Source organism: Micromonospora sp. NPDC048999, from assembly GCF_040649295.1.
In the GTDB taxonomy this organism is placed as follows: domain Bacteria; phylum Actinomycetota; class Actinomycetes; order Mycobacteriales; family Micromonosporaceae; genus Micromonospora.
Map to the genome: position 1 here is coordinate 1 of NZ_JBEZFI010000057.1, position 23,716 is coordinate 23,716.

General features: G+C 65.5%; 23 protein-coding genes and 3 pseudogenes. 19 read left to right on the forward strand and 7 right to left on the reverse strand.

What is annotated here, in order from left to right; genetic code table 11:
- A partial coding sequence (locus AB0C02_RS30885) for a hypothetical protein (protein WP_357552661.1) occupies nt 1-263 on the reverse strand: 263 nt, incomplete at its 3' end.
- 298 nt (nt 264-561) lie between these two features.
- Between AB0C02_RS30885 and AB0C02_RS30890 the strand changes: the two genes are divergently transcribed.
- The gene (locus AB0C02_RS30890; protein ID WP_357552662.1) at nt 562-1,275 is read left to right on the forward strand and encodes a hypothetical protein; all 714 of its coding nucleotides are present in this window, start codon (nt 562-564) and stop codon (nt 1,273-1,275) included.
- A 67-nt stretch (nt 1,276-1,342) separates the two neighbouring features.
- Here the strand turns inward: AB0C02_RS30890 and AB0C02_RS30895 are convergent, their stop codons facing one another.
- A complete protein-coding gene (locus tag AB0C02_RS30895; RefSeq protein WP_357552663.1) occupies nt 1,343-1,975 on the reverse strand; it encodes a hypothetical protein in 633 nt (210 codons plus the stop codon).
- A 159-nt stretch (nt 1,976-2,134) separates the two neighbouring features.
- Between AB0C02_RS30895 and AB0C02_RS30900 the strand changes: the two genes are divergently transcribed.
- The 3 genes and pseudogenes from AB0C02_RS30900 to AB0C02_RS30910 all read left to right on the forward strand — a co-directional run.
- Nucleotides 2,135-2,653, forward strand: a complete 519-nt coding sequence (locus tag AB0C02_RS30900; RefSeq protein WP_357552664.1) for a hypothetical protein — start codon at nt 2,135-2,137, stop codon at nt 2,651-2,653.
- Between the two features lie 230 nt (nt 2,654-2,883).
- Nucleotides 2,884-3,345: an SRPBCC family protein gene (locus tag AB0C02_RS30905; protein ID WP_357552665.1), complete on the forward strand. Its 462-nt coding sequence runs from the start codon at nt 2,884-2,886 to the stop codon at nt 3,343-3,345.
- 275 nt (nt 3,346-3,620) lie between these two features.
- Nucleotides 3,621-3,737, forward strand: a pseudogene (locus AB0C02_RS30910) (transposase family protein); the annotation flags it as partial.
- 394 nt (nt 3,738-4,131) lie between these two features.
- Here the strand turns inward: AB0C02_RS30910 and AB0C02_RS30915 are convergent.
- On the reverse strand, nt 4,132-4,503 hold the full coding sequence (locus AB0C02_RS30915) for a hypothetical protein (RefSeq protein WP_357552666.1): 372 nt from the start codon (nt 4,501-4,503) through the stop codon (nt 4,132-4,134).
- A gap of 361 nt (nt 4,504-4,864) precedes the next feature.
- On the opposite strand from AB0C02_RS30915, the gene AB0C02_RS30920 reads away from it, so the two are divergent.
- The 8 genes from AB0C02_RS30920 to AB0C02_RS30955 all read left to right on the forward strand — a co-directional run bounded on the left by AB0C02_RS30920 (nt 4,865) and on the right by AB0C02_RS30955 (nt 12,829).
- Entirely contained in the window at nt 4,865-5,086 is a 222-nt protein-coding gene (locus AB0C02_RS30920) for a hypothetical protein (RefSeq protein ID WP_357552667.1), read from the forward strand.
- A gap of 7 nt (nt 5,087-5,093) precedes the next feature.
- Entirely contained in the window at nt 5,094-5,651 is a 558-nt protein-coding gene (locus tag AB0C02_RS30925) for a DUF6879 family protein (RefSeq protein ID WP_357552668.1), read from the forward strand.
- Nucleotides 5,584-7,830 (forward strand): tetratricopeptide repeat protein, encoded by a 2,247-nt coding sequence (locus AB0C02_RS30930; RefSeq protein ID WP_357552669.1) that lies wholly within the window; start codon nt 5,584-5,586, stop codon nt 7,828-7,830. Before AB0C02_RS30925 ends, AB0C02_RS30930 begins: the two co-directional genes overlap by 68 nt.
- 608 nt (nt 7,831-8,438) lie before the next feature.
- Entirely contained in the window at nt 8,439-8,603 is a 165-nt protein-coding gene (locus AB0C02_RS30935) for a hypothetical protein (protein WP_357552670.1), read from the forward strand.
- Nucleotides 8,604-9,200: 597 nt separating this feature from the next.
- Nucleotides 9,201-10,358, forward strand: coding sequence for a zinc ribbon domain-containing protein (locus AB0C02_RS30940; protein WP_357552671.1), 1,158 nt, complete (start codon nt 9,201-9,203; stop codon nt 10,356-10,358).
- A 56-nt stretch (nt 10,359-10,414) separates the two neighbouring features.
- Complete coding sequence (locus tag AB0C02_RS30945) at nt 10,415-11,635, forward strand: AAA family ATPase (protein WP_357552672.1); 1,221 nt, start codon at nt 10,415-10,417, stop codon at nt 11,633-11,635.
- Nucleotides 11,632-12,282 carry a hypothetical protein gene (locus tag AB0C02_RS30950; RefSeq protein WP_357552692.1) on the forward strand — a complete coding sequence of 217 codons (651 nt, stop codon included), beginning with the start codon at nt 11,632-11,634 and terminating at the stop codon, nt 12,280-12,282. The genes AB0C02_RS30945 and AB0C02_RS30950 overlap by 4 nt, the downstream gene beginning before the upstream one ends.
- Before the next feature lie 154 nt (nt 12,283-12,436).
- On the forward strand, nt 12,437-12,829 hold the full coding sequence (locus AB0C02_RS30955) for a hypothetical protein (RefSeq protein WP_357552693.1): 393 nt from the start codon (nt 12,437-12,439) through the stop codon (nt 12,827-12,829).
- Nucleotides 12,830-12,873: 44 nt separating this feature from the next.
- Here the strand turns inward: AB0C02_RS30955 and AB0C02_RS30960 are convergent.
- A pseudogene (locus AB0C02_RS30960) lies at nt 12,874-13,170 on the reverse strand (pentapeptide repeat-containing protein); the annotation flags it as partial.
- A gap of 198 nt (nt 13,171-13,368) precedes the next feature.
- Between AB0C02_RS30960 and lexA the strand changes: the two are divergent.
- The 6 genes and pseudogenes from lexA (at nt 13,369) to AB0C02_RS30990 (ending at nt 18,591) form a co-directional block, all read left to right on the forward strand.
- Nucleotides 13,369-14,015 (forward strand): annotated as a pseudogene (gene lexA / locus AB0C02_RS30965) (transcriptional repressor LexA).
- 142 nt (nt 14,016-14,157) lie between these two features.
- Entirely contained in the window at nt 14,158-14,301 is a 144-nt protein-coding gene (locus AB0C02_RS30970) for a hypothetical protein (RefSeq protein WP_357552673.1), read from the forward strand.
- Nucleotides 14,302-14,630: 329 nt separating this feature from the next.
- Complete coding sequence (locus tag AB0C02_RS30975; protein ID WP_357552674.1) at nt 14,631-15,017, forward strand: methyltransferase domain-containing protein; 387 nt, start codon at nt 14,631-14,633, stop codon at nt 15,015-15,017.
- Between the two features lie 143 nt (nt 15,018-15,160).
- Nucleotides 15,161-16,270: an ABC-three component system protein gene (locus AB0C02_RS30980; protein WP_357552675.1), complete on the forward strand. Its 1,110-nt coding sequence runs from the start codon at nt 15,161-15,163 to the stop codon at nt 16,268-16,270.
- The gene (locus AB0C02_RS30985; RefSeq protein WP_357552676.1) at nt 16,267-16,746 is read left to right on the forward strand and encodes an ABC-three component system middle component 2; all 480 of its coding nucleotides are present in this window, start codon (nt 16,267-16,269) and stop codon (nt 16,744-16,746) included. The genes AB0C02_RS30980 and AB0C02_RS30985 overlap by 4 nt, the downstream gene beginning before the upstream one ends.
- Complete coding sequence (locus AB0C02_RS30990; RefSeq protein WP_357552677.1) at nt 16,747-18,591, forward strand: hypothetical protein; 1,845 nt, start codon at nt 16,747-16,749, stop codon at nt 18,589-18,591.
- A 36-nt stretch (nt 18,592-18,627) separates the two neighbouring features.
- Here the strand turns inward: AB0C02_RS30990 and AB0C02_RS30995 are convergent, their stop codons facing one another.
- Nucleotides 18,628-21,000: a site-specific integrase gene (locus tag AB0C02_RS30995; RefSeq protein ID WP_357552691.1), complete on the reverse strand. Its 2,373-nt coding sequence runs from the start codon at nt 20,998-21,000 to the stop codon at nt 18,628-18,630.
- Between the two features lie 2 nt (nt 21,001-21,002).
- Nucleotides 21,003-22,238: a tyrosine-type recombinase/integrase gene (locus AB0C02_RS31000; protein WP_357552678.1), complete on the reverse strand. Its 1,236-nt coding sequence runs from the start codon at nt 22,236-22,238 to the stop codon at nt 21,003-21,005.
- A 104-nt stretch (nt 22,239-22,342) separates the two neighbouring features.
- On the opposite strand from AB0C02_RS31000, the gene AB0C02_RS31005 reads away from it, so the two are divergent.
- Nucleotides 22,343-23,032, forward strand: a complete 690-nt coding sequence (locus AB0C02_RS31005) for a hypothetical protein (RefSeq protein ID WP_357552679.1) — start codon at nt 22,343-22,345, stop codon at nt 23,030-23,032.
- Between the two features lie 350 nt (nt 23,033-23,382).
- On the opposite strand, the gene AB0C02_RS31010 is transcribed toward AB0C02_RS31005, so the two are convergent.
- Complete coding sequence (locus tag AB0C02_RS31010; RefSeq protein ID WP_357552680.1) at nt 23,383-23,697, reverse strand: hypothetical protein; 315 nt, start codon at nt 23,695-23,697, stop codon at nt 23,383-23,385.
- Between the last annotated feature and the right edge of the window lie 19 nt (nt 23,698-23,716).

Genomic DNA, 23,716 nt, shown 5'->3' on the forward strand with positions numbered 1-23,716 from the left:
GCATTGGAGGCCAGGTCAGCGCAGTCCCACAGGCTGCCACCCAGACAACCCTGCAACGAGGTGTAGCCGATCAGATCCAGCAGCATGCCGACACCGACCTGCAACAGAATGTCCAGCAGCGAGACCCGGCCTTCCCGCTCCGCCCGCTGGAACTCGGCCTCCTGCTGCGCGATCTGCGCCCCGCGGCCTGCATGTCCCGGTCGCGTTGCTCCATCGCATCGTTGTAGACATCCATCGCCGCCTGATAAATGCGCAGCGCGCACGCGTAGTCGTACTCACCGCACTTACCATCCACCGCGTTACCGGTGGTGTCGGTATTCGACAGCGGATCACCTTCGGCATAGGCGAACCGTGAGCCGTGAGCCCGCACCCCTAACCGTGGTTGTTCCGGGGCCGTATCCCTGGGCCAACTGAGCTCGTGAACTTGGCCGCGTCCGCTCATGGCGCCGCTCGGATCTGCCGCCTTCCGAGCGTCGCTCTGCGTCACGGCAATCAGCTGGCCAAGAGCTGGAAACCTGAGCGAGGTCGGGCTGAGGAGAGCGCCGGCTACCATGGTCGCCCATGGCATCGACAAACGAGACGCCCGCTACGTTCCAACCGTTACCTGGGCGTACGGTTGATCGCTCGGCGGTCTATCACGCCTCGCTACAGGCACTCCTCGACCTCGTCGGCGCCGAACCCCCGGACGTCGACGAGCCCGACGACCGTCTGTTCTGGCGTCATCGTGCCCGGCGGATGATCGGTGCGACCGTCGCACGCCGGGCCAAGCACCCGACCGGTGCTCGCGGCATGCCCGACGAATGGTTCGAACCGCTGATCCGAGCCGCAGTGTACGAGCCGGATCCGAGCTTCAACCGGCAACTGGTCGAACCCGCCATCACCGCGTTCGGCCGCCGTCGCGTCCAGGTTGCGCTGCTTGACTATCTCGACACCGGTGCCCCCGCCGACGCGGCAGGCGCGGCACGCGCCTGGTACTGGACCTCGATAGGAGTCAGGTACCTACCGGGAACGACGACCATGACTCCGGAAAGCGCCGCCGAATACGAGGCGGTCAGCGACCTGCGCGAGCGGTACCGCCTTACCGCACTACGCCGCTTCCTGACCGACGACGACTTGGACCTGCGCCGATGCATACTGCCAGGCCTCACCCTGGACCCACAGATGTACCCCAACCAAATGCGCGACCAAGTTGCTCAGGCCGTGCAGATCGCTCGCACCTCAAACGACGACTACCTCCGGCATCGAGTGGAGATCCAGGTCGCGCCCGAGCGATGACTGCGCCCTGTCGACGCCATCCGGATCTGCCGCCAACCGGGCGTTGCGTAGCGTCACCGTTGATGGTCTAGGAGACCGTGGGAGACGTGTTGGAGACCGACAGCGGTAGCCCGTAAATGCCGGTCGCAGTCACGATGGCATCGTCGATCGTGTTCGGGTCGATGCTCCAGCGACCGGCCATCGCCATCACGTCGAACTCGGACGGCGTCGTGGCGTACCAGGCTGTCCACTCATCGTCCGACCAGTGTTCCCACCCGGGCTCCGTACCGCGAATGCCGATGCCCAACTCGACTTCATCGACTGTCGGACCACCAAGGAACAGCGGCACCTCGCCTCGCTCTCCGATGAAACAGTAGGCGCGCCACAGCTCACCATCCTCGGCCCGGGCCCAGGCGTGATAATCCGGGACCCGCTCGCTGGCGAAGAACTGCACCTCGCCCAGGTGCCTGCTCAGCTCCCTGAGCCAGTCGGGGAAGGGAGGCTCCGTCGCGTCGAACCCCGCCGGCACATGCAGCCGGCCATGGGCGAGGGTCCAGCCTGGCACCGGCGCGGCCACATACACGCCATACCGGTAGGCCCGGTCGGTGCCAATGGCCCAGTCGAGGACCTCCCGGTCGCGCAGCTCAAGCGCATCGGCGACCTCCCCAGGGGTCCGGTCCCGGACAGCCAGCCACGACGTCTTAAAACTGAACCCGGCCACCCTGTCCATGATCCCAAGAGCCTCTTCGCGGCCGGCCGGAGGCATCCGGATCTGCCGCCAGGCGACCGCGACGGTCGGTGACCTCGATCTGTGCAGCCTGCCGGGACCCGGCGCGCCACTGCGTCCACGAGCGGTGTCGTGAGCGGGTATGGTCCGCTGGTGTCGCTGACAGACGCGGATGTCGAGGCCCAATTGGCTCCGGCCGGCTTGCATTTCGTGGGACGGATCCGTGGAGAGGTCCGCCAACCGTTGCCGCCGCGTCGAGGTCCGGCCAGGTGTCTGGCGGAACATGGGCGGTTCGATTCTGCGCCGGTCGCGGTCGACGATCACGACCTGCCGGCCAAGGTCAACGCCGACTGGTGGCGCATGGCCAGCGAGTACGGGCTGCTCAACGACCAGCGCGAGTTCCTGCTCGGCATCTACTACGACATCCCGGAACACGCCGATCCCGACTATGCCTGGGTGCGGGTCCGGCTGGCCGCCGAGTGGGACCTCGTCGGCAGTCACGTGCCGGCGCTGCGCAGCGGATTCGCCGGCCTGTTCACCGAGCGGTTCGTCCCCAAGTTCACCATGCTGTCCACCGACGGCCAGATGCTGCTGAACACCACGCTCTGGGGTAACGGCACCATCAACACAATCGCGATCCGCCCCGACCGGCTTCCGGACAAGACCACGTAGGTCCGGACAGCAACATGCGTCGTGACGTACACCCAACCCCGTAATCCGACGCGCACATCTGCCGCCGACCGGCCGCAACGCTCAGTCAACGGGGCGCGGCGGGCCGAACGCTCGATCGCGCCGACATGCGTGCGCGATGACGGCTACGCGATCTGCGTCAGCGAGCGGTTCGCCGACCGAACGTTCGACTCTCCCTGCCGCGCCGGTTGCGTGGCCGGACGAACATCCTCATGCTCGATCGGGTGAGCATCGAAAACAACACTCGGCCCGGCCTCGCCGTGCCGGTCCTCGTTTCGCTGCGTGTCAACGCGAAACCGGAGCGGGTATGGCGCTCGCTCATCGACCCAGAAGAATTGGCTGCATGGTTCTGGCCGCGGAAGCTGCAACCCGCCGCCACCCTGGAGGCGAAGACCGGCGGAAGCTATCGGATCAGCGCCGCGTCCCCGCCGATGGCGGTGTCCGGCGAGTACCTCGAGCTCACCCGGCCGCAGCGGCTAATCATGACCTGGCAGTGGGACGGCGACGAGCACACGAGCACTGTCACCATCGACCTCGTACCGGCCCGCGACGGCACCGACCTGCAGGTTGTCCACGACGGGCTGCCCGCCGAAGCGGTGGAGGCGCACCGCACGGGCTGGTCCGATTGCCTGAGACGGCTCCCCGCCCACCTCGCCGGAACCGACGCGGCCTGATGCCGGCCGCATCCCCTTTCGTCCTTCCGTGTGGGGGCAGGGCTATTGCGTAGTCGAGCGGTGGGGTGTTGACCAGGGAATCTGATGCGTGACCGGCCTCTATGCAGGCGTGGGAAGCGGGTGGGGCCGCGTCGGTGATCATGGAGTTGCGACGCTTCACGACACCGAGGAAGACCTACCCGCCGATGGCATCATCTCTCATCCCTTTACCGGCCGTAACAGCACATACCTCCACGACCTCGACCGCGTCGGTCACCGATGGTGAACACGGCGGGCTGATTCACGCCCTCGCCGCGGTGCCCGATCCTCGTGACCCGCGCGGCGTGCGCTATCCGCTGAGCGCGCTGCTGGCCGTGGCGGTCTGCGCAGTCCTCGCTGGGGCATCGTCCTTCGCCGCGATCAGGATTGGCTGCATGACCTCGACGAACGCGGCCAGGTCCGGCTCGGGTTCAACCGGGGCGTGCCGGTCGGCAGCACCGTCTGGCGGCTACTGACCCTGCCCCTGCCGAAAACCTGATCCGCCCTGGTCGGAGCCGGTGCGTGGCTGGACGGGATGTCCGTCCCGATTGCTCGCGCTGGGCTCTCGCGCAGCCGCTGATCGACACGGCATGATGGTCCGCCGTGCTGCTGCGACTCGCGTACTTGGGCGTGACAAGCGCGTAGGGAATTCCGTGAGCGCCGACAGAGCCCGTGCCCGGTAGTGACGGCAGCGGCTTGGGACAGCGGACTCGGCATGGGCGGCGACGGTTGGAGCGGCCAAACGGCTCGGGCCGCCGCCAGTCAACTTCACGCGCCACCGAACGAGATACCCCCGTGGACGTCACGCGCCTGCACTACAGGCCCGCTGACATCACCCGAGATGGAGTTCGCCACGCCGCCCGGACCCGCTGCGACGGCCGCTTCGGTCCGCTCCCATCGGGCCCGAAGCTCTGCGCCGAACGCGGGGTCACGTCGCGCCTCGCGATCCAGCAGTTCCACAAGGGAACGAACGGAGTCCTGTGACGGCTGGCGGAGCACGCCCTCGATGACCTCCCGCGCCTCGGGCTCGCGCCGAAATCGGTCCCGCAGGAAATCGATCAGCGCGGACACCGCCAGCTGGCCGCCCTGGGCAAGCTCGTTGGTCGTCCACGCAGCGAGCGTTGTCGCCGCAGTAACCATGAGTGGGTCCACCGTGGGTCTACCTCCAAGCATCGATGCTCGGGCCGACACGAAGATCAACCAGAGACGGCGAATCCTATCCACTTCTCTCGATGCTACTGTCAGCCCCAAACTCGCCATAAGAGCTGGTGACGTGGACGGGTTTGACCACCTCGAGCCGGCCCCAAAGAGTCGGGGCCGGTGCCAGCCAGCCGCTCCGGTTCCGCGCTCGGTGACCCTTCAGACATGGGCGCTTACGGCGATGCGCGCGCCCTGATTCGCCAAGGTCGGATAGACGGTATCCGCTTGTTCGGCCGCTACGCTACGCACTACTCTCCTCACCAACGGCACTGGCTGGCCGTCTGCTTCGAAGGAGGTCGCGGTGAAGCTGACCAAGCTCTACAAGGACGTCGGCTCGGGTGGTAACGGCTGTCCGACGGTCTACCTCGCAGAGAGTGGAGAGCTGGTCGTCCAGGGGCACCTGGTCGACGGAGACACCTTCGGCGAGCTGGAGAACGTTCTTCCCGGTGAGGGTGCGGTTCGGATCTCTGCCGAGGTGGTGCTCGGCGCGATCGAGCGCTACCGCGAGTCCGGGCAGCGGTGATCGAGCGTTGACCCGATCGTTCACGTCTCTGGATGACGACGAGTTCAACCGGCTGTTCCGCGATTTCCGTTACACGGCGTACCGGTTGGAGACGCTTCAGCGGTACGACGTGTCGTACGAGCAGGATGAGTTCGGCCGGTTCCTGGCCGGTGAGACACGCGGGGAGTTTCCCGGGATCGCGGCCTGGTGCGACACCGTGCGGGCAGCAGTGTCGGCCGGCAAGCGCATGCACCGCGTTCATGTCGTGGCCGAGCCGCTGTCGGACTACGTGCGGTTCGAATGCGGCTGGGCCTACGAGCACACGGTCGAGGCGGGCGAGGACGTTCGCCTCATCGCGGTCTCCGGCGACGACTGGCCGGCCGCTTTGCCGCACTACGACTACTGGCTGTTCGACTCCTCGCAGCTCGTGGCGATGTACTACGACGAGGAGGGCCGGTTCGTCTCCGGCGAGCTGATCAACGAGCCAGAGAAGATCGTGCAGGCCAACCTGTGGCGTGATGCCGCCGTCTCGGCGTCGATCCCCTACCGGAAGTACGCAGACCGGCTACAGCCCAGCTCCCCATAAATCCGCAGCTCGCCGCCGGGGAGGAGGCAGCGTGGACACGGCGCGCAATGAGTCGTCAGGCGATGCTGAGGCTGTCGTTCAGGCCGGGACGGTGCACGGCGGGATCAACCTGTTCGGGCGCGCGGAACCGCCTTCTGCACCGCCACCTCGCCAACTGCCCCTCGACGCGATCCGCTTCGTCAACCGGGAGCAGACCCTCACCCGACTGGACGCGGCATTGCCCGATGACAACGAAACCCTGGGTGCGGGCCGCAGGTCGATGACCGTCGCGGCCATCGCGGGCGCCCCCGGTGTGGGCAAGACAGCCCTCGCTGTGCACTGGGCTCACCGGGTCCGGCGGTGGTTCACCGACGGCGATCTCTACGTCGACATGCGCGGCTACGGGCCGGGCCCGGCCTTGGACGTCGGCCAGGCGCTGGACACCTTCCTTCGCGCCCTTCACGTGCCGGCCGAACAGATCCCGACGGACACCGAGGGACGCGCCGCCCTTTACCGCTCCGTCCTGACCGGCAAGCGGGTACTGATCGTGGTGGACAATGTGTCCACGGTCGGCCAGGTTCGGCCGCTGCTGCCCGCCGCACCGACCTGCATGGCGATCATCACCAGCCGCAGCCGGCTCTCCGGCCTTGTCGCGCGGGAAGGAGCGTCACGGATGACCCTCGACGTCCTGTCCCCCGAAGAAGCGCTCGCGCTGCTGCGCGACAGCATCGGCGGGGACCGAGTCCGCGCCGAGCCTCAGGCGGCCGCTGAACTCGCCCGCCGCTGCGCCTACCTCCCGCTGGCCCTGCGGATCATCGGGGAACGCATCGCCAACTCCCCCTACGTCACCCTCGCCGATTTCGTGGCCGACCTCGCGCTGGCCGACCGCCAGCTTGACGCCCTGACGGTCGTCGATGACGAGCTGTCCGACGTACGGGTGGTGTTCTCCTGGTCCTACCGGGCGCTGCCCGAGGATGCGGCGCGGTTCTTTCGGCTCCTCGGGTTGCACGCCGGCTCCGACATCTCGGCCGCCGCAGCAGCAGCCATCGCCGGTGTGAGCCTCCCCCGAGCGCATAGTCTCCTCGACCAGCTCACCGCGGCGCACCTCGTACAGAATCCTGCCCGCGACCGGTACCTGTTCCACGACCTCCTGCGTGCGTACGCCCTCGAACGCGCGCAGGCCGAAGAGACACCCGAACAGCAACGCCGATCACGGCGCCGTGGCTACACCTGGTACCTGTGGATGGCGGAGGAAGGCCGAAAGGTCATCCTTCCCTATTCCCACGCGATCGCTCTGCCCGCTGCCGACCCCGACGTCCCTCTGACTCCTGTCCGCACCGTGGCCGAGGCGATGGCATGGTTTGAGCAGGAGCGGCTGAACCTGCTCGACACCGTTCGGCAAGCTGACGAGCTGGGCGACCTCGACATCGCCTGGCAGCTGCCCGTGGTCAGTGACGGCTTCTTCGAACTCAAGTCGTACTGGGCCGACTGGCGCGACGTCCACCTCACCGGCCTGCGTGCGGCGCGGTCCGCCGCATCACGCCTCGGCGAAGCCGCCAACCTCCGCTGCCTCGGCGACGCCTACTGGCGGATGGAGCAGCGCGAGACCGCCCTCGACTGCTACCGCCAGGGCGTCGATGCCAGCCGCGACGTCGACGACCACTGGGTAGAAGGATTCTGCCTGCGTGGCCAGGGCCTGATCCATGAGGAACTCGGGCAGATAGAAGAAGCGCTCAACCTGTACGGGCAGGCACGGGAGGTCTTCCGCCGCCACGGCATCACCCGCGGCGAGGGCATGTCCCTGCTCAGCCTCGGCAACTGCCACCGCGCGGGCGGGCACCTCGACACCGCCATCGCCCACTACCAGGAAGCGGTCACCGTCCTCGACGGCATCAACGACCAATGGAGCGTCGCCTGGGCCTCCTACCCCCTCGGCCTCGCGTACCAGCAAGCTGGCGAACTCGACGAGGCCCTTAAACAGCATCAGCGGGCCCTGGAACTCTTCCGCAGATTCGACGACCGACGCTGCGAGGGACTCACCCTCGCCGCCCTCGGCGACACGTTCCACGCCACCGGCCAACACGACGACGCGCAGCGCTACTGGCAGCACGCGCTCCAGATCCTCGACCCACTCGGCGACCCCCACGCCGGCGCCGTCCGCCGCCACATCGCACAATCCGACAGGGCCGAGGGACCGTAGCCAGACATGCGGCCATCAAGACTGCGGTGGCCCAAGTTCTGTTCACAGCTCCGGTGGGAGGCGCTGCTGATGGAACCCGTCCTCGAGACCCATTGCGGAATCGTCGGCGGACGCTCAACTCCGGCAGGCCGTGTCCGCGGCCCCGAATGCGCTGCAGGCCCGCCATCTGACCGGCCGGCACGTGCCAGCCCGTCATGCCGCGCCCATCTACAGGGGTTACACCAGGAACCAGCCATAGCTGCTCGCTGCTGGATCCTCGACCGACCTGACCGTCGACGGGTCGGACATGGGCGTGTCGGGCAGACGCTTCCCAGGTAGTCCAGAATCGTGGCCACGGCCACCGCCTGTTCTGCTCTCCGTGTCCTTGCAAGGCATGCGAAGGATCATTAGACGGCGGCCGCTTTACGTCTCCGCGACACGCCGAGTCCATACAGGACTGCCTGCCCGACCGAGACGTCCGAGGTTAAAGAACAAGCCGAGTCGGCCCATTGACGGCCGGTCGTAGGATTGGGTCGGCCGGGAGCCGGGATGGTGCTTGAACCTCGCGAACTTTCCCTTGGAAGTCGCCGGGAGGAGAATCACGGGCTGTGCAGCTTTCGAGTCGAAACGTGTTCGCACCGATCGGCACGGTCGCGCTGGCCACCGTTCCAGCATTGATGGCTTGGGCCATCGACTCCGATCGGAGCACTCCCGGTGCGGTAACGCTACGCGCCCTGGGCGCCCTGCCGCGCCGTCCGCTGCTGGTCTTGAACAACTCGGGTCGGTGGCGGTGAGGCGGCGTCGTAGGGCCGGGGCGCAGGTCGAACTGCAGGGCGCTCAGGGTGTCCAGGTCGGCGACCGCAATGTGCAGAACATCCACTTCCACGGGCAGGCCGGGAAGCCGCCGCCGCTCGTGGCTGCGGCCGGCCGGCTCGCGGACGTCATGCGCGTGACGTGGCTGGCGGAGGCCAGACGGCGGGGAATCGTTACGCCGGCACCGGCGACGGTCCGTTGGCGGTGGGGAAGCGCCGATGTCGGGACTGGCCTTGGGGAGGTGAATGCCTCTGCCGTGCCGGGTGTGGTCCCGCGGCCCTTGCCCGACCCCGCCTCCACGGATCACCCGGGTGGGACGGCCCGGGTGCTGGGGTCGGGGGTGGTGACCCGCCTGCATGACGAGGTCTACGCCCGGTTGCCGCATGGGCGGCTCGTGCTGCTGGGGGACGCGGGCGCTGGCAAGACCGGCGCGATGATCCTGCTCGTCCTCGCTGCCCTCCACCACCGCGACACCGTGCCCGCGCCCGAGCGCGGGCAGGTGCCGGTCCCGGTGTGGCTCACCCTGGGCGGGCGGGCGCAGTGCTGCATCTACCCACCCTGCGCGTCACCGGCGGACGGTGCACGCCGATCTCGCCTACACGCATCCGGTGCCGAAGGCCAAGCGCGCCGGGCACGAGGTGGCGCTGGGCGTGGACTGGGGCCTGAACACCCTCCTCACCGCCGGAACCCTCCGACTTCGTCCGGACGGTCGGATCACCGCGCTCGGTGCCGGTGGCCAGTTCCGGGCCGCTGGTGTCCTGGCCAAGCAGCATCGGCTGCGCCGACAGAGTGAGCGGCTGAATGCCAAGGCCGACCACTACCAGCGGCTCATCGACGGCCGCCCCGACGAACACCTACGGGCGAAACACGCGGTCCTGCGCGACGAGATCCAGCACGTGTCCGCCCGCCGCACGAACCTGAACGACGCCCTCGCCTGGGCCGCCGCCCGCTGGACCGTCGACCAGGCCATCGCGGCCGGGGCCAGCGTGATCTACCTGGAAGACCTGCGGTCGATGGAAGCCAAGGGCATGGGCGCCACCATGAACACACGCCTGTCCCAACAGGTCCGCGGGAAGATCGCCGACCGCATCCGACACCTCGCCGCCGAGACCGGTATCGCCGTGGTCACCGTCCCCGCCCGCAACACCTCCAAACACTGCCCGCAGTGCCTCACCCCGCTACGGCACCGTAAAGCCCCCGACCAGCCCACCGTGGCGGGCTGGAAGTGGGCTATCTGCCCCCACCCGTCCTGCGGCTGGCAGGGCGACCGCGACCACGGCGCCTGGCGGCGCATCGCCGCCCGCGGCCTCACCCACCAAGCCAAGACCGCCATCGACAAGACCAGCGGGCACATGGTGATCCGGTCGGTCGTCGACACCCTCGAAGCCGCAGCCGTCGTCACCCCCACCACGAAAGCCAGCGGGATGGACCGGTCGAAGACCGGCCCCACCCCGCGCAAGCCAGCACGCCCCGCGCCCAGGCGACGCAGGGCACCCTCCCCCACCCGGCCCCACCGGCGGGCGGGCAAGCGTCCGGAGGGACACGCACCAACGGACCGACGGCTGCCCCGCGCAGCCCACCGGCACCAGAACGTGACCACGACCAGCACACCCACCACCGGCCACCAGGCCCGAGGAGCAGCGCTGGGCGCAGGATTCCATCTCCACGCCCACGCCACCCCACCCAGGTGGGAAACGATCCCGGAAACCTACTCCGACACAGGATCGCTTAGCTGATTTGAGACGCTGCGCGCCGCTCACCTCGACAGTGATCAACCAGGTACGCTGCGGGCGTGGCTGTCCGGCGTCCCCCATACCTGCTCCGGTTGAAGGTAATCAACTTCCGGAGCCTTCGCGATGTCGAGGTTCACCTGAGGGCGCTGAACGTTCTCGTTGGCCCTAACGGCGCGGGGAAGTCGAACTTCCTCGACGTCATCGCGTTCCTGGGCGACGCTACCCGCGATGACTTGGCGCCAGCGCTCGACCGCCGCGCGGGGTTCGATCGCGTGGTGTTCCGGGCTGCGAAGGGGTCTCGGCAGGCGATCAGCATCGAAGTTGAGGCCGCGGTCACCAAGAACAGCTCATTGAAGGCGACCGACACCTACACGCTTGAGTTTTCCTCCGACAAGCTGAAGTCAGGTCGCAGCGAGAAGGAGCGGTACTACCTGCGGCGAGCGGAGAGCTTCGCGTTCAAGCGGACCGCTGGTCCTGGCCGGCGCATCACGGTCAAGGGTGGCCTGATCACGTTCCACAAGCCGGAAGGTGGAGAAGACACCGCGAGTTTGCGGGAAGGGTCCCTCGGTTTGTCCACGTTGCCGAAGCTCAGCCCCGAGGACGGCGGCGAGCAGGTGGAGGCGTTGGCGAATCTCTTCGCCAGCTTCCGTGTGTTCGACGTTGACGTCGCTGCCGCGCGCAGGCCTTCGCAGGAACGCGCGAGTGAGCGTCTGCACAACGACGCGAGCAACCTCGCTGCGTTCCTCGCGTTCCTGGCCGAGCGGCATGCCGATCGCTTCGACGCGCTGCAACGCGACGCCCGCGCGTTCATCCCCGGTCTGGAACGTCTGGAGTTCACTGCGATCGGTGGCGCCGGTGAAGGAACGGTCCTCACCCTGGTCGAGCGCGGCTTGTCCGGGGTGACCACGCTGCAGGAGGCCTCCTATGGATCCATCCGCGCCCTCGCGCTACTCGCGCTGCTCTACGATCCGTCTCCCCCACGACTGACATGCATCGAAGAGATCGATCACGGGCTTCACCCGCATATCCTTGACCGGCTCGTCGAGCTGTTGCGCGAAGCGTCCGGCCGTACGCAGTTCCTGATCGCCACTCACTCTCCCGCGCTAGTGAATCGGCTGACGCCGGACGAACTCATCGTGTGTGAGCGGGGCGACGATGCCGCGTCGAAGATTCCCGCGATCGACCCCGAAACCGTCAAAGCCATGGAGCAGGAACTGAACGGCGAGCTTGGGCTGGGCGAGCTGTGGTTCTCCGGCGCTCTCGGGGGCTGCCCGGAATGACGGCGAAGCGGGGTGAGCATCGCTCGGTAGTGGTGATCCTCGGTGAAGACGACAACGACCGCAAGACGATTCAGATCTTGGTGGCCGCGCTGCGCCCGGACATCCGTCGCGGAGCCTTGAAGCCGCTGCGCAAGCCAATGTCGCTGGTGCGCAACGTGCCCTTGCAGCGGCTGCCAAGCCAATCGACGAAGGCTGCGGCCCTGCTGCGCGCCGTTGACATGAGCACGCCGATCCGCGCGGTCCTCATGCATGAGGATGCCGACGAGGTGGAGCCGGCGCACGAGAAACTGATCACGAAGATTGAGGACGGCCACCGGTCGCTGCGGTGGCCCGTCCTTGCGGTCGTGCCGGCGTGGGAGATGGAGACTTGGTGGTTCTTGTTCCCTGACGCGGTCCGCGCCGTCCGCCCTACCTGGCGCCGGCCGGACCAGTTCGCTGGACGGGACGTCGGTAAGATCCGTAACGCCAAGGAGGAACTCAAGAAGGCAGTCACACCACCGGGCGCACGGCCATCGTTCCAGACCTACACAGAGGCCGACAGCGTCGCGATCGCCGAAAAGATCGTGGCCCTCGGTCAGCTGACGGCCCCCTGGTTCGCCCGCAGCGCCAGTTGGGAGATGTTCCTCGACAAGGTTAAGCAGTTGTAGGCAACGTCGTTCATCGCAGGTTCGCTTGACGCGCCAATCACCGGCATCGAGACAGCAACGATGCGACGGCAAGCTTCCCCGCCTCTGTCCTGGAGCGCTGCGCCTCGTCCGCTTGTGATCTGCGCACGCAACCGGGGCCGTTGACGACGGCGGCATGGGCGGCGACACGTGCGGGCTCGGCGTGCCGGTCGGGGGCGGGGCGACCGCTCCGGATGCCGCCGGTGTCGGCGCAGGCGAGGACTCCGGGCCGGTGACGGCCGGGCACGGTGCCGGATCCGTCTTGTCCGACTTCCAAGTGGTGAAGCCGGGACCGAAGCTCTCGGGGGACGTCGCCGACGCCTCGAACTCGGTGATCTCTCCATCGGGCAGGTCGATCACCTTTTCAATCAGCGCGCCCTTCCAGACGGCGCCGCCGAGGTCGGCGTTCAGCGTGAACGACCGGCCCCCGCGGTGGACAAAGTATGCGTTGGTGGAGTCGACGCCGCGCACGTCCACCTTGGTCAACGGCGCGTCCCCGGCGGCCGCCTTGAAGAAGGCTCCCGCCTGATAGGCGCCATACACGTGAGCACCGGTGCGTCTGGTGTCCTGCAGAAAGACCGAGTTCATGATGGTGCAGTCGAGATTGGCGCCGGTCAGGTTGGTGGCCCGCAGCCAGGAGCCGGAAAGGTCCGCGTAGCTGGAGCTCTCCCTGGCCCAAACGGCGGAACACGTGTGCGTGGTCCGCTGCCGGCACGGCAGGCTGCCGCAGCGCCAGCCGCACGACGTCCGACTCGCCGCTGCAATCGCCTTGCCCAAAGAGCTGCTGGCCGAGTACCAGTAGGGCAAGTGGTTACGGGCCGATAGCGGCAAGGACGAGCCGAGGATGTCTTCCAGGTCCTCGAAGGTCACCGGAAGTCCGTCGGGAGCCTGTGCGTGCAGCCACTCGGTAAGTGGCTGGTACTTGCCTTGAGGGAATCATCCGTGTGGAACTCGACCGCTGGCTCGGCTATCAGCGCATCTGGATCGAGCCCGGCCTCGGCAAGGCGCCGCCGACACGAGGCAACACATTTAGTACACATGTACTGATGGTTGGGGTATCGTCGCGGAATGACCGGAACCGGCCCGCCACCTGATCCACCAGCGTTGACGCGCCGACAGCGGCAGATCCTCACAGTGATCCGCGACTGGGTCCAGCAGCACGGCTACCCGCCAACAGTGCGGGAGATCGGCGCCGCGGTGGGGCCGCGCTCACCCTCGTCGGTGGCCTATCAACTGGAAACCCTCCAGCGGCGTGGCCTGATCCGCAGGACCTGCGCGGCCCACGCGCCGTTGACGCTCGCCAACCTGACGGCACCACGACCAGCGCGCCGCGCGCTGCCGTTGTGCCGCTGCTGGGAGCCATCGCCGCCGGCACGCCGATCCTCGCCGAGGAGCACGTCGAGGAGACCCTGTCCCTACCCGCCGACCTGGTTGGGCGGGGCATCCTGTTCGCACTCGGGGTACGCGGTGACTCCATGATCGAGGCGGGCATCGCCGACGGCGACGTCATCATCGTGCGGCAACAGCCCGTCGCCGACAACGGCGACTTCGTCGCCGCCCTGCTCGACGACGAAGCCACCGTCAAGCAGTACCGCACCCGCAACGGCCACGTCGAACTCATCCCCCGCAACCCGCACTACCCAGTCATCCCCGGCGACCAGGCAACCATCCTCGGCAAGGTCGTCTGCGTGCTCCACCGCCCGTTGCCTACATAGGTCCTGCCATACGGGCCTGCTGATCCCGCCCTCGACCATCGGGCTAGCGCGCCGCCAACCACGACCGCGACCGCCGGGCTGGCGCCTCCCGGCGATGACGCCACGGTATCGGCATCTCGGCCGAGACACTGGAGGATCCGACATGTCGACGACCGTCGCTGCCGATGCGACTCTCATCTCCGACCTCGCGGATTCGGCCGTGACTTCCATCGAGCACGGGTTTGCCGGCTGCGAGGGCGCTCGGCTCGGCCCCAGCAGCGTCCTGGCCTATGCCCTCCACACCTGAGGCATCCCGGGCAGGGTGGTGCACGGCGAGTGCAACGAGCACCCGCTCTGGTGGTGCGATATTGACACTCTCCGCGTCGATGTGGCCTGGACACAGTTCCTCAACGCGGCGTCGCTCGAGGGGCTGTTCAACCTCGACTGGCTTGAGAATCCGTACCCGGACGAGGAGATGTTCCCGGCACGGTAGGTCCGCCACGGCGCGGTCCTGGAGTTCGCTCGGGTGTTCGCCCTCCCCGCCGACGTGGCAAGCCTCGAACGTCACGTTGCCCGATCGCATCGTCCGTCTGACGTCGCTGACGGTAAGCCACCGCGCATCGCGGAAGGAGTCCTGTGATCGACGCCCGTACAGTGCTCGGCAGTGTGCCGGAGCGCTACTACGTTCACAACGAGCACCGCGGTGAGACCCTGCACCGGTCCGCCGCGCAAGCCATCCACCGCGACGTGATCGCCCTCGACGTTCACGACGGCGCACGCGTGCTGGAAATCGGCACCGGCACGGGATACTCGGGCGCGGTGCTCGCCGCACGTGCCGGGACTACCGGCCGCGTAACCAGCATCGACATCAGCGACCACCTGGTCGGCTGGGCGAATCGGCTGCACCAGCAACGCGGCCTCACCACGATCAGGTGCCACGTCGCCGACGGCATGGCCGGCTACCCGCCGCACGCCCCCTACCAGCGACTCGTGGCCTGGTGCACATTCTCTGGACTTCGATGATCTTGCATTTTTCTGACCGACAGGGCGATGCATCCTCCTCCAGAGGGGCCATCCTCATTCCTCAACCTCTACATCAAGCGGTTGCTCCGCTACCCTATGTGGACGCGATAGGGGTGCATGTTTCGCACATATGGGGAGGCTTTGTGTCGCTGCCCGAGGGTCGATTGGCGGCAGAAGCGCCTCAAGGGGCCCCATCGGCAGTGACCCGCGTCGGCGTGCTGACGGTCGCTGACGTCGCCGCAGGACGTCGCCTGACGCCACGGCAAGTAATCCTCACGTATGAGCCGGATCAGTGGGAAGAGTTCGTCGAGGAATGGGTCCTCACCCTCGCTCCTAAATATGCCAAGGTGGAACGCTTGGGCGGCGCCAACGACCACGGAGTTGACGTGGCAGCCTTCGCGACAAGCCGAGGATACGAAGGCGAGTGGGATTGCTACCAATGCAAGCATTACGCCAAGCCACTCACCCCACGTGACGCATACATCGAAATCGCAAAGATCCTCAAGGGTGTCACCGAGAACCACTACGTCCTCCCCCGGAAATACCGATTCGTAGCTCCGCGAGGGTGTGGAACCCAACTCAGCAACAAAATAAATCACCCAACGCAGCTACGGGCCGGCTTCATCAAGCAACTAGACGAGGGTGCAGCCTTGCTCCCCGGCCTGGACTCCGTTACCAAGGCGAAGATCCGAGACCTCGCCACGCGAACCGATTTCAGCATCTTCAACACTGAAAATCTGAAAGAAGTACTAGACAGCCTCGTAGGCACCTCGCTCTACACGAGGGAATTCGGAGGCCGCCTCCCGCCGCGGCCAGACGCATTGCCGCTACCTGACGAGATCCATCCAAGGGAGAACCGATACCTTGAGCAACTCGTCGAGGTGCACCGCGAAAGACACGGGGATCAAATTTCCGCTACAGCGGACGCCCTGCAACATCCAGAGGCCAGTACCCACATCCGCCGTCAAAGAGTCGCATTCTACAGCGCCGAGGCACTTCGAACCTTTTCGCGTGATAGCGTCTCAGAAGAGACATTCAACAGCCTTCAGAACGAAATACTCGAAGGCGTGATCGAGATCCACGACGGGAGCCATAACTCCGGCTTCGACCGGCTTGGTGCCGTACTCCAAGCCTCCATGAACCTGAACTTCACATCCAATGCCCTTACTAATGTAGTCACAACAGTCGACCGAAAAGGGATGTGCCACCAGCTGGCCAATGAGGACAAGCTCAGGTGGTGCAAGCCCACATGAGAGGTCCGCTGAACAGCCCAGTCGAGGTAGGGTTACGCGCCGTAATTCTGCTGACGGCAGCCTATCCGCGTTCGTTCGATATCGACACCCTGGCCTTGCTGGACCACAGTCTCATTCACAGCGGTGATCTAGGCGGTCCGCCGAGCATTCATCCCGACGTCCCTATTCGAGCTGGCGAGATCGGTTTGAAGAAGACAGTGCTCGAGGATGCCCTTCGGCTCATGATGCGCGCGAACATGGTCGATCTTGCGATAAGCACCGGCGGCATGAAGTACGTGGCCGCAGACAACGCCGAGGCTTTCGTTAGCGCCCTAGAATCGTCGTATGTCCTGCGGCTCATCGACACAGCGCAGTGGGTAGCGCAAGAGTTCACTGATGGCACCCACGAGGAGACGCGGCGCAGGCTTCGCAGGATTCTAGGGCGATGGACTGAAGAACTAGACGAGCGCCCGCCAACAGCTGAAGAGGTGCGGTAGATGGCTCGGATTGCACTCATTCACCTGACGTTCGTGGGAAGAGATGCTGAGCCGGCGACGATAGATTTTGGTCCGAAGCTTACGGTAATCTACGGCGCGTCGGACACGGGAAAATCTTTCATTGCCGATTCCATCGACTTCGCCATGGGAAGCTCAAAGCTACGATCGATCCGCGAATCGGAGCCCTACTCTCACATCCTTCTCGGGATTAAAATCGGCGATGAAAGCCTGACTCTGGTTCGCGCTCTAAACTCCGGCATCATCCGCGTATACGACGGCATCATGAAAGAAGTGCCGTCGAGCACGGCAGTTGTGGAGCTCAAGGCCAGGCACACTAAAGGTCGAACCAATACCATCTCGGCTTTTCTACTTGAGCGCATAGGCCTTTACGGCAAGGTGCTGCGCAAAAACTCGGAGAACAAAGTAGTCGAGCTAACCTTGCGGCAGCTTGCTCCGTTCTTCGTAGTGCACGAAGGTCAGATGGTTGCACTGACGCCGCCTTACCACCCCGTTGGCAGAACTGATGCAACGGCCGAGCTCTCTTTATTGCGCGTGTTACTCGAAGGCGACGATGACTCAGAGCTAGAGGCTCTTGTTCCCGACGACATCCGCAAAGTCAGCAAGGGCAAGTATGAAGTCCTCCAGCAGGTACTTTCTGGACTGTATAGAACAGTGGAGGGCAAAGCCCCGGCTAATGAGCTTCAGCGTCAACTCGAAGCTCTCGGCAATACCATCGCGGAACTGAATCCGGCATTGAATGATGTGCTCGCCAGGCGCCACTCGCTGATCCGCGCGCGAGATGAACTTGCCGATGATCAGCGTTCACTGGAACATCGAGTCGCGCAGATGATGGAGATCACCGCGCGCTTTACACTTCTTCGCGATCAATATCAATCCGATCTGGCACGACTGGAAGCGGTCCAAGAGGCGGGCAACATTCTGGGATTCTTCCAATCTGATATTTGCCTGTTCTGTGGAGCCGCAGCTAACCACCAGAACCCACCAGGTCATGCTGTAGTAGAGGCTGAGAAATTTGCTATCGCAATAGTTGCGGAACAGCAAAAAACTGCTGACCTACTAACGGACTTGCAGCTTACATTGGCCGATCTGGAGGAACAGGTCAGCACAACGCAAGCTGCTGTCTTGGAGGCAGCTCGACGCACCGAATCGGCCCGTGACGCAGTGGTTGCGCTAGATGGCGAAGTTGCACCCCAGCAGCAGGAACTGGCCGCCGCGTACGCCAAGCAGTCGCAGGTCACTCATATGCTCGCCACCTACAAACAGATTGAGGAGATCGAGACGCTTGCCTCGACCTTCGCGACGCCCGAAGGGCCACAGGATACTCCAGTAGCTAAGAAGTGGCCTAGCCTTCAATCTTTGAACACCCTTTCAGTGGCGATCAAGCTGTTGCTGGATAAATGGGGAATTGAGACGGGTGGCGGAGTCGCTTTCGACATTGAGAAAGACGATCTCCTCGTTGACGGGCGACCACGCCATACGCGGGGCAAGGGTATGCGCTCGATGATTCACGCCAGCTTTAACCTCGGATTGGCCGAGTACTGCGACGAAGGTGGTCTTCCGCATCCGGGGGTAACGGTGCTTGACTCACCCCTCGTCACTTACCGGCAGCCGGAACCCGCGGGCGCTAGCGTCGACAATAAGGACGAGTACGTCAGCTTCGACGTTGCAGCGGCTTTCTATAAATACCTCGACATCGAGGCCTCAGCGCAGACTGTGGTTATCGAGAACACCACACCGCCTGCACAGCTTTCAGACACAGCAGTTGTCCATCACTTCACCAAGCAGGAGGGTCTGGGGCGGTACGGCTTCTTCCCGAACCGTTGATCCACACACGGCTGGATTTCTACGCGCAAGCATGTGTTACCCCTTGTTCCGCAGTGAGGGAATCCCGAGAGCCGTAGGTCCTGAAGGTCTCTGGGCGACTCGATCGAGGCTGACTAGCTTGTTCTCAGCTGCGTTGAGGCTGACGGTGAGGCCCTCGACATCGCCATGCCACCCGTTGGTCTTCGCTTCTCTGATTCGGTCGGCGAGATTGCGGATGATTCCGGTAAGGCGATGCCGCTGTTGGGGATCGACGCGAAGCATAGGGCAGCGAACGCAGGCGTGTTCGTGGGCGCACGGCGTGCCGTACGGCCGGCCGCAGTTGCCGAGCTCAACCTTGCGCAGGTGGAAGTGCTGCTGGAACTCGGTCCACTCAGCCTCCGACGGCTCTCGGTACTCGCGGCTGGGGCGCATTGCTCGACGCCGGTCTACGAAGGCCCGGTAGGTTCGGATGAGATCGTTCTGGTAGACGGCCGTGTATGACTGGGTGGTTCCGACATCGGCGTGGCCGAGGAGCTTCGCGGCGATGTGGATGGGCAGTCCGCCGGTAACGGCTTCGGTGGCGAACATGCGCCGGAAGTCGTGCGGGGTGTAGTGCAGCGGCTGGCCGGCCGCATCGGTGATGCCGGAGCGCGCGAGGGTATTGATGAGCAGGTGACGGACCAGTTCGGGGTGCAGCACATCGGGCCGCCAGCCGTTGCGATGCCGGAACCCATCACGGTGCTGGAAGAGATGTGGCAGCTCGGGGCCGGTGACACGTTCGTAGCCGTCGAATCGGGCCACCAGTGGGACGGCGCCGTCAGGGTCGCGGATCCTGCCGATGATCGTGGCAAGCACGCTGGCCAGCTCAGGGGTCACGAGGAGTAGTCGTTCCTCGTTGCTCTTGGACGGCACGATCTGCAGTAGTGGAACCAATTCTCCGGTATCAGCGAGTCGATATGACACGATCGCGAGTTGGGTCAGCTCCAGCATCTCCTCGATCCGGATCCCGGTATGCCGGAGTGTCTCGATGACTGCCCAGGCCCAGAACGCCTCGTCCTCGGCGACGGTGGCGTTGATCAGGTTGCCGTCGCTGAGGTCTTCGACGAACAGGTGGGACCGGCGGCGTCCGTGCGCCCGGGTGACGTCACGGTTGATCCGCCGGTAGCTGACGTCGGCGCACCGGAACGTCGCGCCGATCGCTGTCCGGGATGCCGCTTCGAGCAGAGCGGCACGGTCGCGTTTCCATTGCTCTGCAGTGTCGACCAGTCGTTGCAGGTGGGGAAGCCGCTCGCGGATACGTTGGTGGATCGCCGCGGCTGTTGCCTTACCTCTGCGGGTCGACCCCTCGATGTCGATCCTGCGTACCGGGCTGGGGAACACCCATTCCGCCCACGAGGGGTCGGCCAGTGCCCACTCGGCGATGTCGAGGTAGAAGGCCCGCACGATCATGAAGACGTCCCAACGGCGGCGGTTCTCGCGGCCCGGGACCGGGGCGCGGACTCGGTCCTTCCACGACTGCGCGACGTCGGTGGGCAGATTGGTGGTGGCTAAGTCGGGATGGTGCCCTTCGATGTCCGCCCAGAACTGGCCAGCCAGCATCCGTGCCATACCGCTGAACGTGGTGTAGTCCAGGCCGGGCCGCCGCCCGTCGAGGTAGCGGATCAGCAGCACGCGGACGCGTTCATTCTTGATCTGATGTTGGTCGACCAGTTGGGCGCTCGTCAGCTGACCAGGCAGCATCGCCGCCCGCAGGGTCGTGCCCGAAGGGAATACGCCGAGGTCGACCAGCATCTGCCACGCGGCGTGGCAGCCGTCGACAGTGCGTTCTCGGGGACGACGGCTCGCCGCCTCCTGGAAGGACAGCATGTCGGCAATTGTCAGCTCATTCAGCTCGACCCCGAGATGGATGATCATCGCGGTAAGCGCGTTCAGCGCTTTCCTGACCTGCTCCTCGGTGACACCTCGGGCGCGGGCGAGAGCCTCGGCGCGCGCGAAGAGGTCCGCGCTGACCTCAGTTCTCATCTCGCGGAACAGCGAATTGGGGTTGTACGTAGTAAGGAAGGCGTAGCTGGGTTTGACCAGGCGAACCTTGATCAGGCAGCCCAGTCCACGAGTCAGTTCCCCGCGCACGGTCCCGGACGTCTCCACGGGCCACTCCCGCCACATCGACCCGTGCAAGTCCTCGGCGCGCTGCCATCGGGCCTGCCAGCCGTCCCCTGTCAGCGGCTGGATCCAGTCCAGCATCCGCTCCGTGTTCAAGCTCAAGCGCCGGCAATCCCTCTTTGCCGCCGGCCACGTCGCGAGCCCGGGCAGAGCGCCGAGCACCGGCGCGATGGCGACCGCATCGAGCCCACTGAGCTTCTGCTCGCGCGGCCGGCAGACTTGTTGGGGTGCAACGACGGCGTCCTCTACCGGGGCCATCACGGTCATGGTCACCGCAGGCCGCCGAGGAGTACCGCAAGATCGGCAGCGTTGTAACCGCTCGCCACCGGCACCGGCGGCAGGGCTTGGTCCGCGCTGCGCCGTGCAAAGTGATCCCGAACGCGAGCGAACAGCTCTTCATCGATCTGCTCAAGATAGATCTGCGTACTCGACAGATTCGCGTGCCCGAGGATGGTCTGCACGTCGCGTAGCGTGAGCCGCTCATCGCGAAGCAGCCGAATCGCGCAGGTGTGCCTCAAGTCGTGCATCGTCCAGTTGGTGCCCAGCCGCACGTTCACCCGGCGGAACACCGCGCGCAGGGCGTCGTAAGTCAACGGCGCGTGGACGCCATTGCGCAGGTTGACGGTCTGCCAGACCGGTTCGTTGGGGCCGACGATGCGGCCGATGTCGTTGAAATAGAGGCGTAGCCAGATGAAGGCGTCCGGGCCGGCGGGCAACCATTGCTGTGCCCTGGTGCCCTTACGGATCACGCGAACCAGTTGGTCACCCCAGTCGATGTCCGCGCCACGCATTCCTAGAAGCTCCGCCGCACGGGCGCCGGTGCTGACCGCCAACTCGACGGCAGCCCGGTCCCGGTTGCAGCTCATCTGCGCGAACAGCGCATTCCAGAGATCATCGGGCATGCAGCGCGGTCGGCGTTTCGGCAGGCGAGGGTTGTAGCGAAGCCTCCCTTCGGTCTGAAAGGGCGTTATCGGGTTGTGGTGCCGGTTCGCACGCCCGCCACGCGAACGTTCGACGGGAACCGGATTGATCAGCGGACCACTACCGCGTTCCAGCCAGAACTCGTAAAACGCCCGCAGAACCGCATTGCTGTGCCGGATGGTTGCCGGGCCGTAGCCGTCGCCCAGGTGCGACTTCCGGGTGACCGGGTTAATCCGCCCCGCCGTAGGCCGAGAAGCCGTTCGACGCGCGGCGACGGGCTTCACGGCATGCGTCAGCCAGAGGACCAAGTCTCGGACCTCAGCTGAGGTGGCCCGTTCCCAGGAGACGTCGACCGCGACGAGGAAGCGCCACCATCGCAGCAGCGCCAAGGCGTAGCTGCGCGCAGTACCCGCCGACCGTCCGCGGGCCATGAGATCGCGAAGGAAGATCTCAACTGCCTCCACGGGACGACCGAGACCGTCGACCAACACCCATGGTGTGACGCCGTCTGCTGGCACCACGCGGCCCCACAACGGCAGGCGGATCGTCTCGACGGCCCGTCGGTCTTGCTGTTCGAACTCCATGAATGCAGAGGTAGTCGCCGTTCCATCGTCCAACACAGCGGCACGCCGGAGTTGATCGGAAAAGTCCCGGTCAATAGGTACCCCCACGGCTCCCCCGAGCGTGGGTGGATCAGCTCACCCCCGACGGCCGGATCGTGGCCTGCCTGCCCATCACCGCGCAGCCGTCCACCACCCTCATCGCCACCATCACCCTGACGGCAGGGCGACCGCACGTCGAGGCGATCACCTTCGGTGGATACGCCCAGAGCACCGCCGTCCCCGTCGACGACGCACTGACCATCCCCGCCCGCTGGGTCGACTGCATCCTCCAGCAGCCCGAGCCGGCGTGGATATCCATCGGCTGGCGCGACCGCGACGACCGGCAGCGTAGCGGCGCCCGCGCGACCCTCAACCTGCTGCTACACCCCGGTCACAGTGAGACCTACGCCCGGGTGCCGTTGGATTGGCAGTCATGGACGGCCTACTCCGTCATCGCCGGCGGCCACCACCGCAGCATCGCCGCTCTACGCGACGGCATCCGCGGCATCGGCCACACCACCGAAACTTCAGCCGCCATGATCCTCACCGACTCCACCATCATCGCCGACAGCTCGGACTCCTCCTCCCTGGCTGCGCTGCGGACCTGGCTCGACCAATGGGAACGCGTCGGACGCCCTGCCGCGAACTGGTTCAACCCCACCCTCGTGCTCAACGACGACGACCTTCCAGGCTGGGACCTACGAATCAACAACCACCCAGGACAAGACGACGGCCAGGGCCGGATCGCACCGCCGGCAAGATCCACACCGACCTGACCGCCGCCCTCACCGACGGATCAACCCTCAAAGGGGCGCAACTTCCTCCTGGCCGCCGTAGCGACTTTCGCCCTGAGTCAGGTTGACTGTCTGCCCGGGCTCGTGACTCGGCTCGCTGGTCCCGATTGCCCCTCGGATTCGGTGAGGAGCCGTTCTTATTCTTTCGGCCTCAGCGGGCGTCGCCAGCCAGTTCGGGGCATGCGGGCGGGTCATGAGCAACGTATTAGGAAGGGTTCAGCGGCAAGCTGCGGGCCGTTGGATCGACCAGGCAGAACAGGTCGGGCGCTGGGAAGCGAGACCTTGATCATTCCGCGCCTGTTCCGGCTCTTGCCTACTGCGCTTGCAAGACCTCACTCCTCTTCATCAAGCCACTGGAATGGGCTGCGGACCCAAGGAGAGCCGAGGGTCTCCCGATCGGCCTGCTGTGCGCGCTCAAGGTCAGCGAGTTCGAGAAGCGTCCGGTCAAGCTCCACAAGATGAGCCAGATGGACAAGATCCATAATCTCGGCGGAGTCCGGCTCGTTGATGCCGTCGCCAACGAGCCACAGGTCATCGTCAGACCGGGCAACGACGAGCGCCGGAAGTTCGCCTCGGATGACGGTGTGCATGGCGATCGCTGATCGGTCACCTGGGAACCGACTACGCCGGAAGTTCGGCAGACGCATATTGAACAGTATGTACCGA

What these genes read in the sequence shown, in the direction of transcription:
- AB0C02_RS30915 (WP_357552666.1), bottom strand. Translation starts at nt 4,503, where the DNA reads ATGGTTACTGCGGCGACAACGCTCGCTGCGTGGACGACCAACGAGCTT.
- AB0C02_RS31000 (WP_357552678.1), bottom strand. Translation starts at nt 22,238, where the DNA reads ATGGAGTTCGAACAGCAAGACCGACGGGCCGTCGAGACGATCCGCCTG.
- AB0C02_RS30970 (WP_357552673.1), top strand. Translation starts at nt 14,158, where the DNA reads ATGTCGACGACCGTCGCTGCCGATGCGACTCTCATCTCCGACCTCGCG.
- AB0C02_RS30955 (WP_357552693.1), top strand. Translation starts at nt 12,437, where the DNA reads ATGGGCGGCGACACGTGCGGGCTCGGCGTGCCGGTCGGGGGCGGGGCG.
- AB0C02_RS30990 (WP_357552677.1), top strand. Translation starts at nt 16,747, where the DNA reads ATGGCTCGGATTGCACTCATTCACCTGACGTTCGTGGGAAGAGATGCT.
- AB0C02_RS30950 (WP_357552692.1), top strand. Translation starts at nt 11,632, where the DNA reads ATGACGGCGAAGCGGGGTGAGCATCGCTCGGTAGTGGTGATCCTCGGT.
- AB0C02_RS30985 (WP_357552676.1), top strand. Translation starts at nt 16,267, where the DNA reads ATGAGAGGTCCGCTGAACAGCCCAGTCGAGGTAGGGTTACGCGCCGTA.
- AB0C02_RS31010 (WP_357552680.1), bottom strand. Translation starts at nt 23,697, where the DNA reads ATGCGTCTGCCGAACTTCCGGCGTAGTCGGTTCCCAGGTGACCGATCA.
- AB0C02_RS30995 (WP_357552691.1), bottom strand. Translation starts at nt 21,000, where the DNA reads ATGACCGTGATGGCCCCGGTAGAGGACGCCGTCGTTGCACCCCAACAA.
- AB0C02_RS30930 (WP_357552669.1), top strand. Translation starts at nt 5,584, where the DNA reads ATGCCGCCGTCTCGGCGTCGATCCCCTACCGGAAGTACGCAGACCGGC.
- AB0C02_RS30890 (WP_357552662.1), top strand. Translation starts at nt 562, where the DNA reads ATGGCATCGACAAACGAGACGCCCGCTACGTTCCAACCGTTACCTGGG.
- AB0C02_RS30905 (WP_357552665.1), top strand. Translation starts at nt 2,884, where the DNA reads ATGCTCGATCGGGTGAGCATCGAAAACAACACTCGGCCCGGCCTCGCC.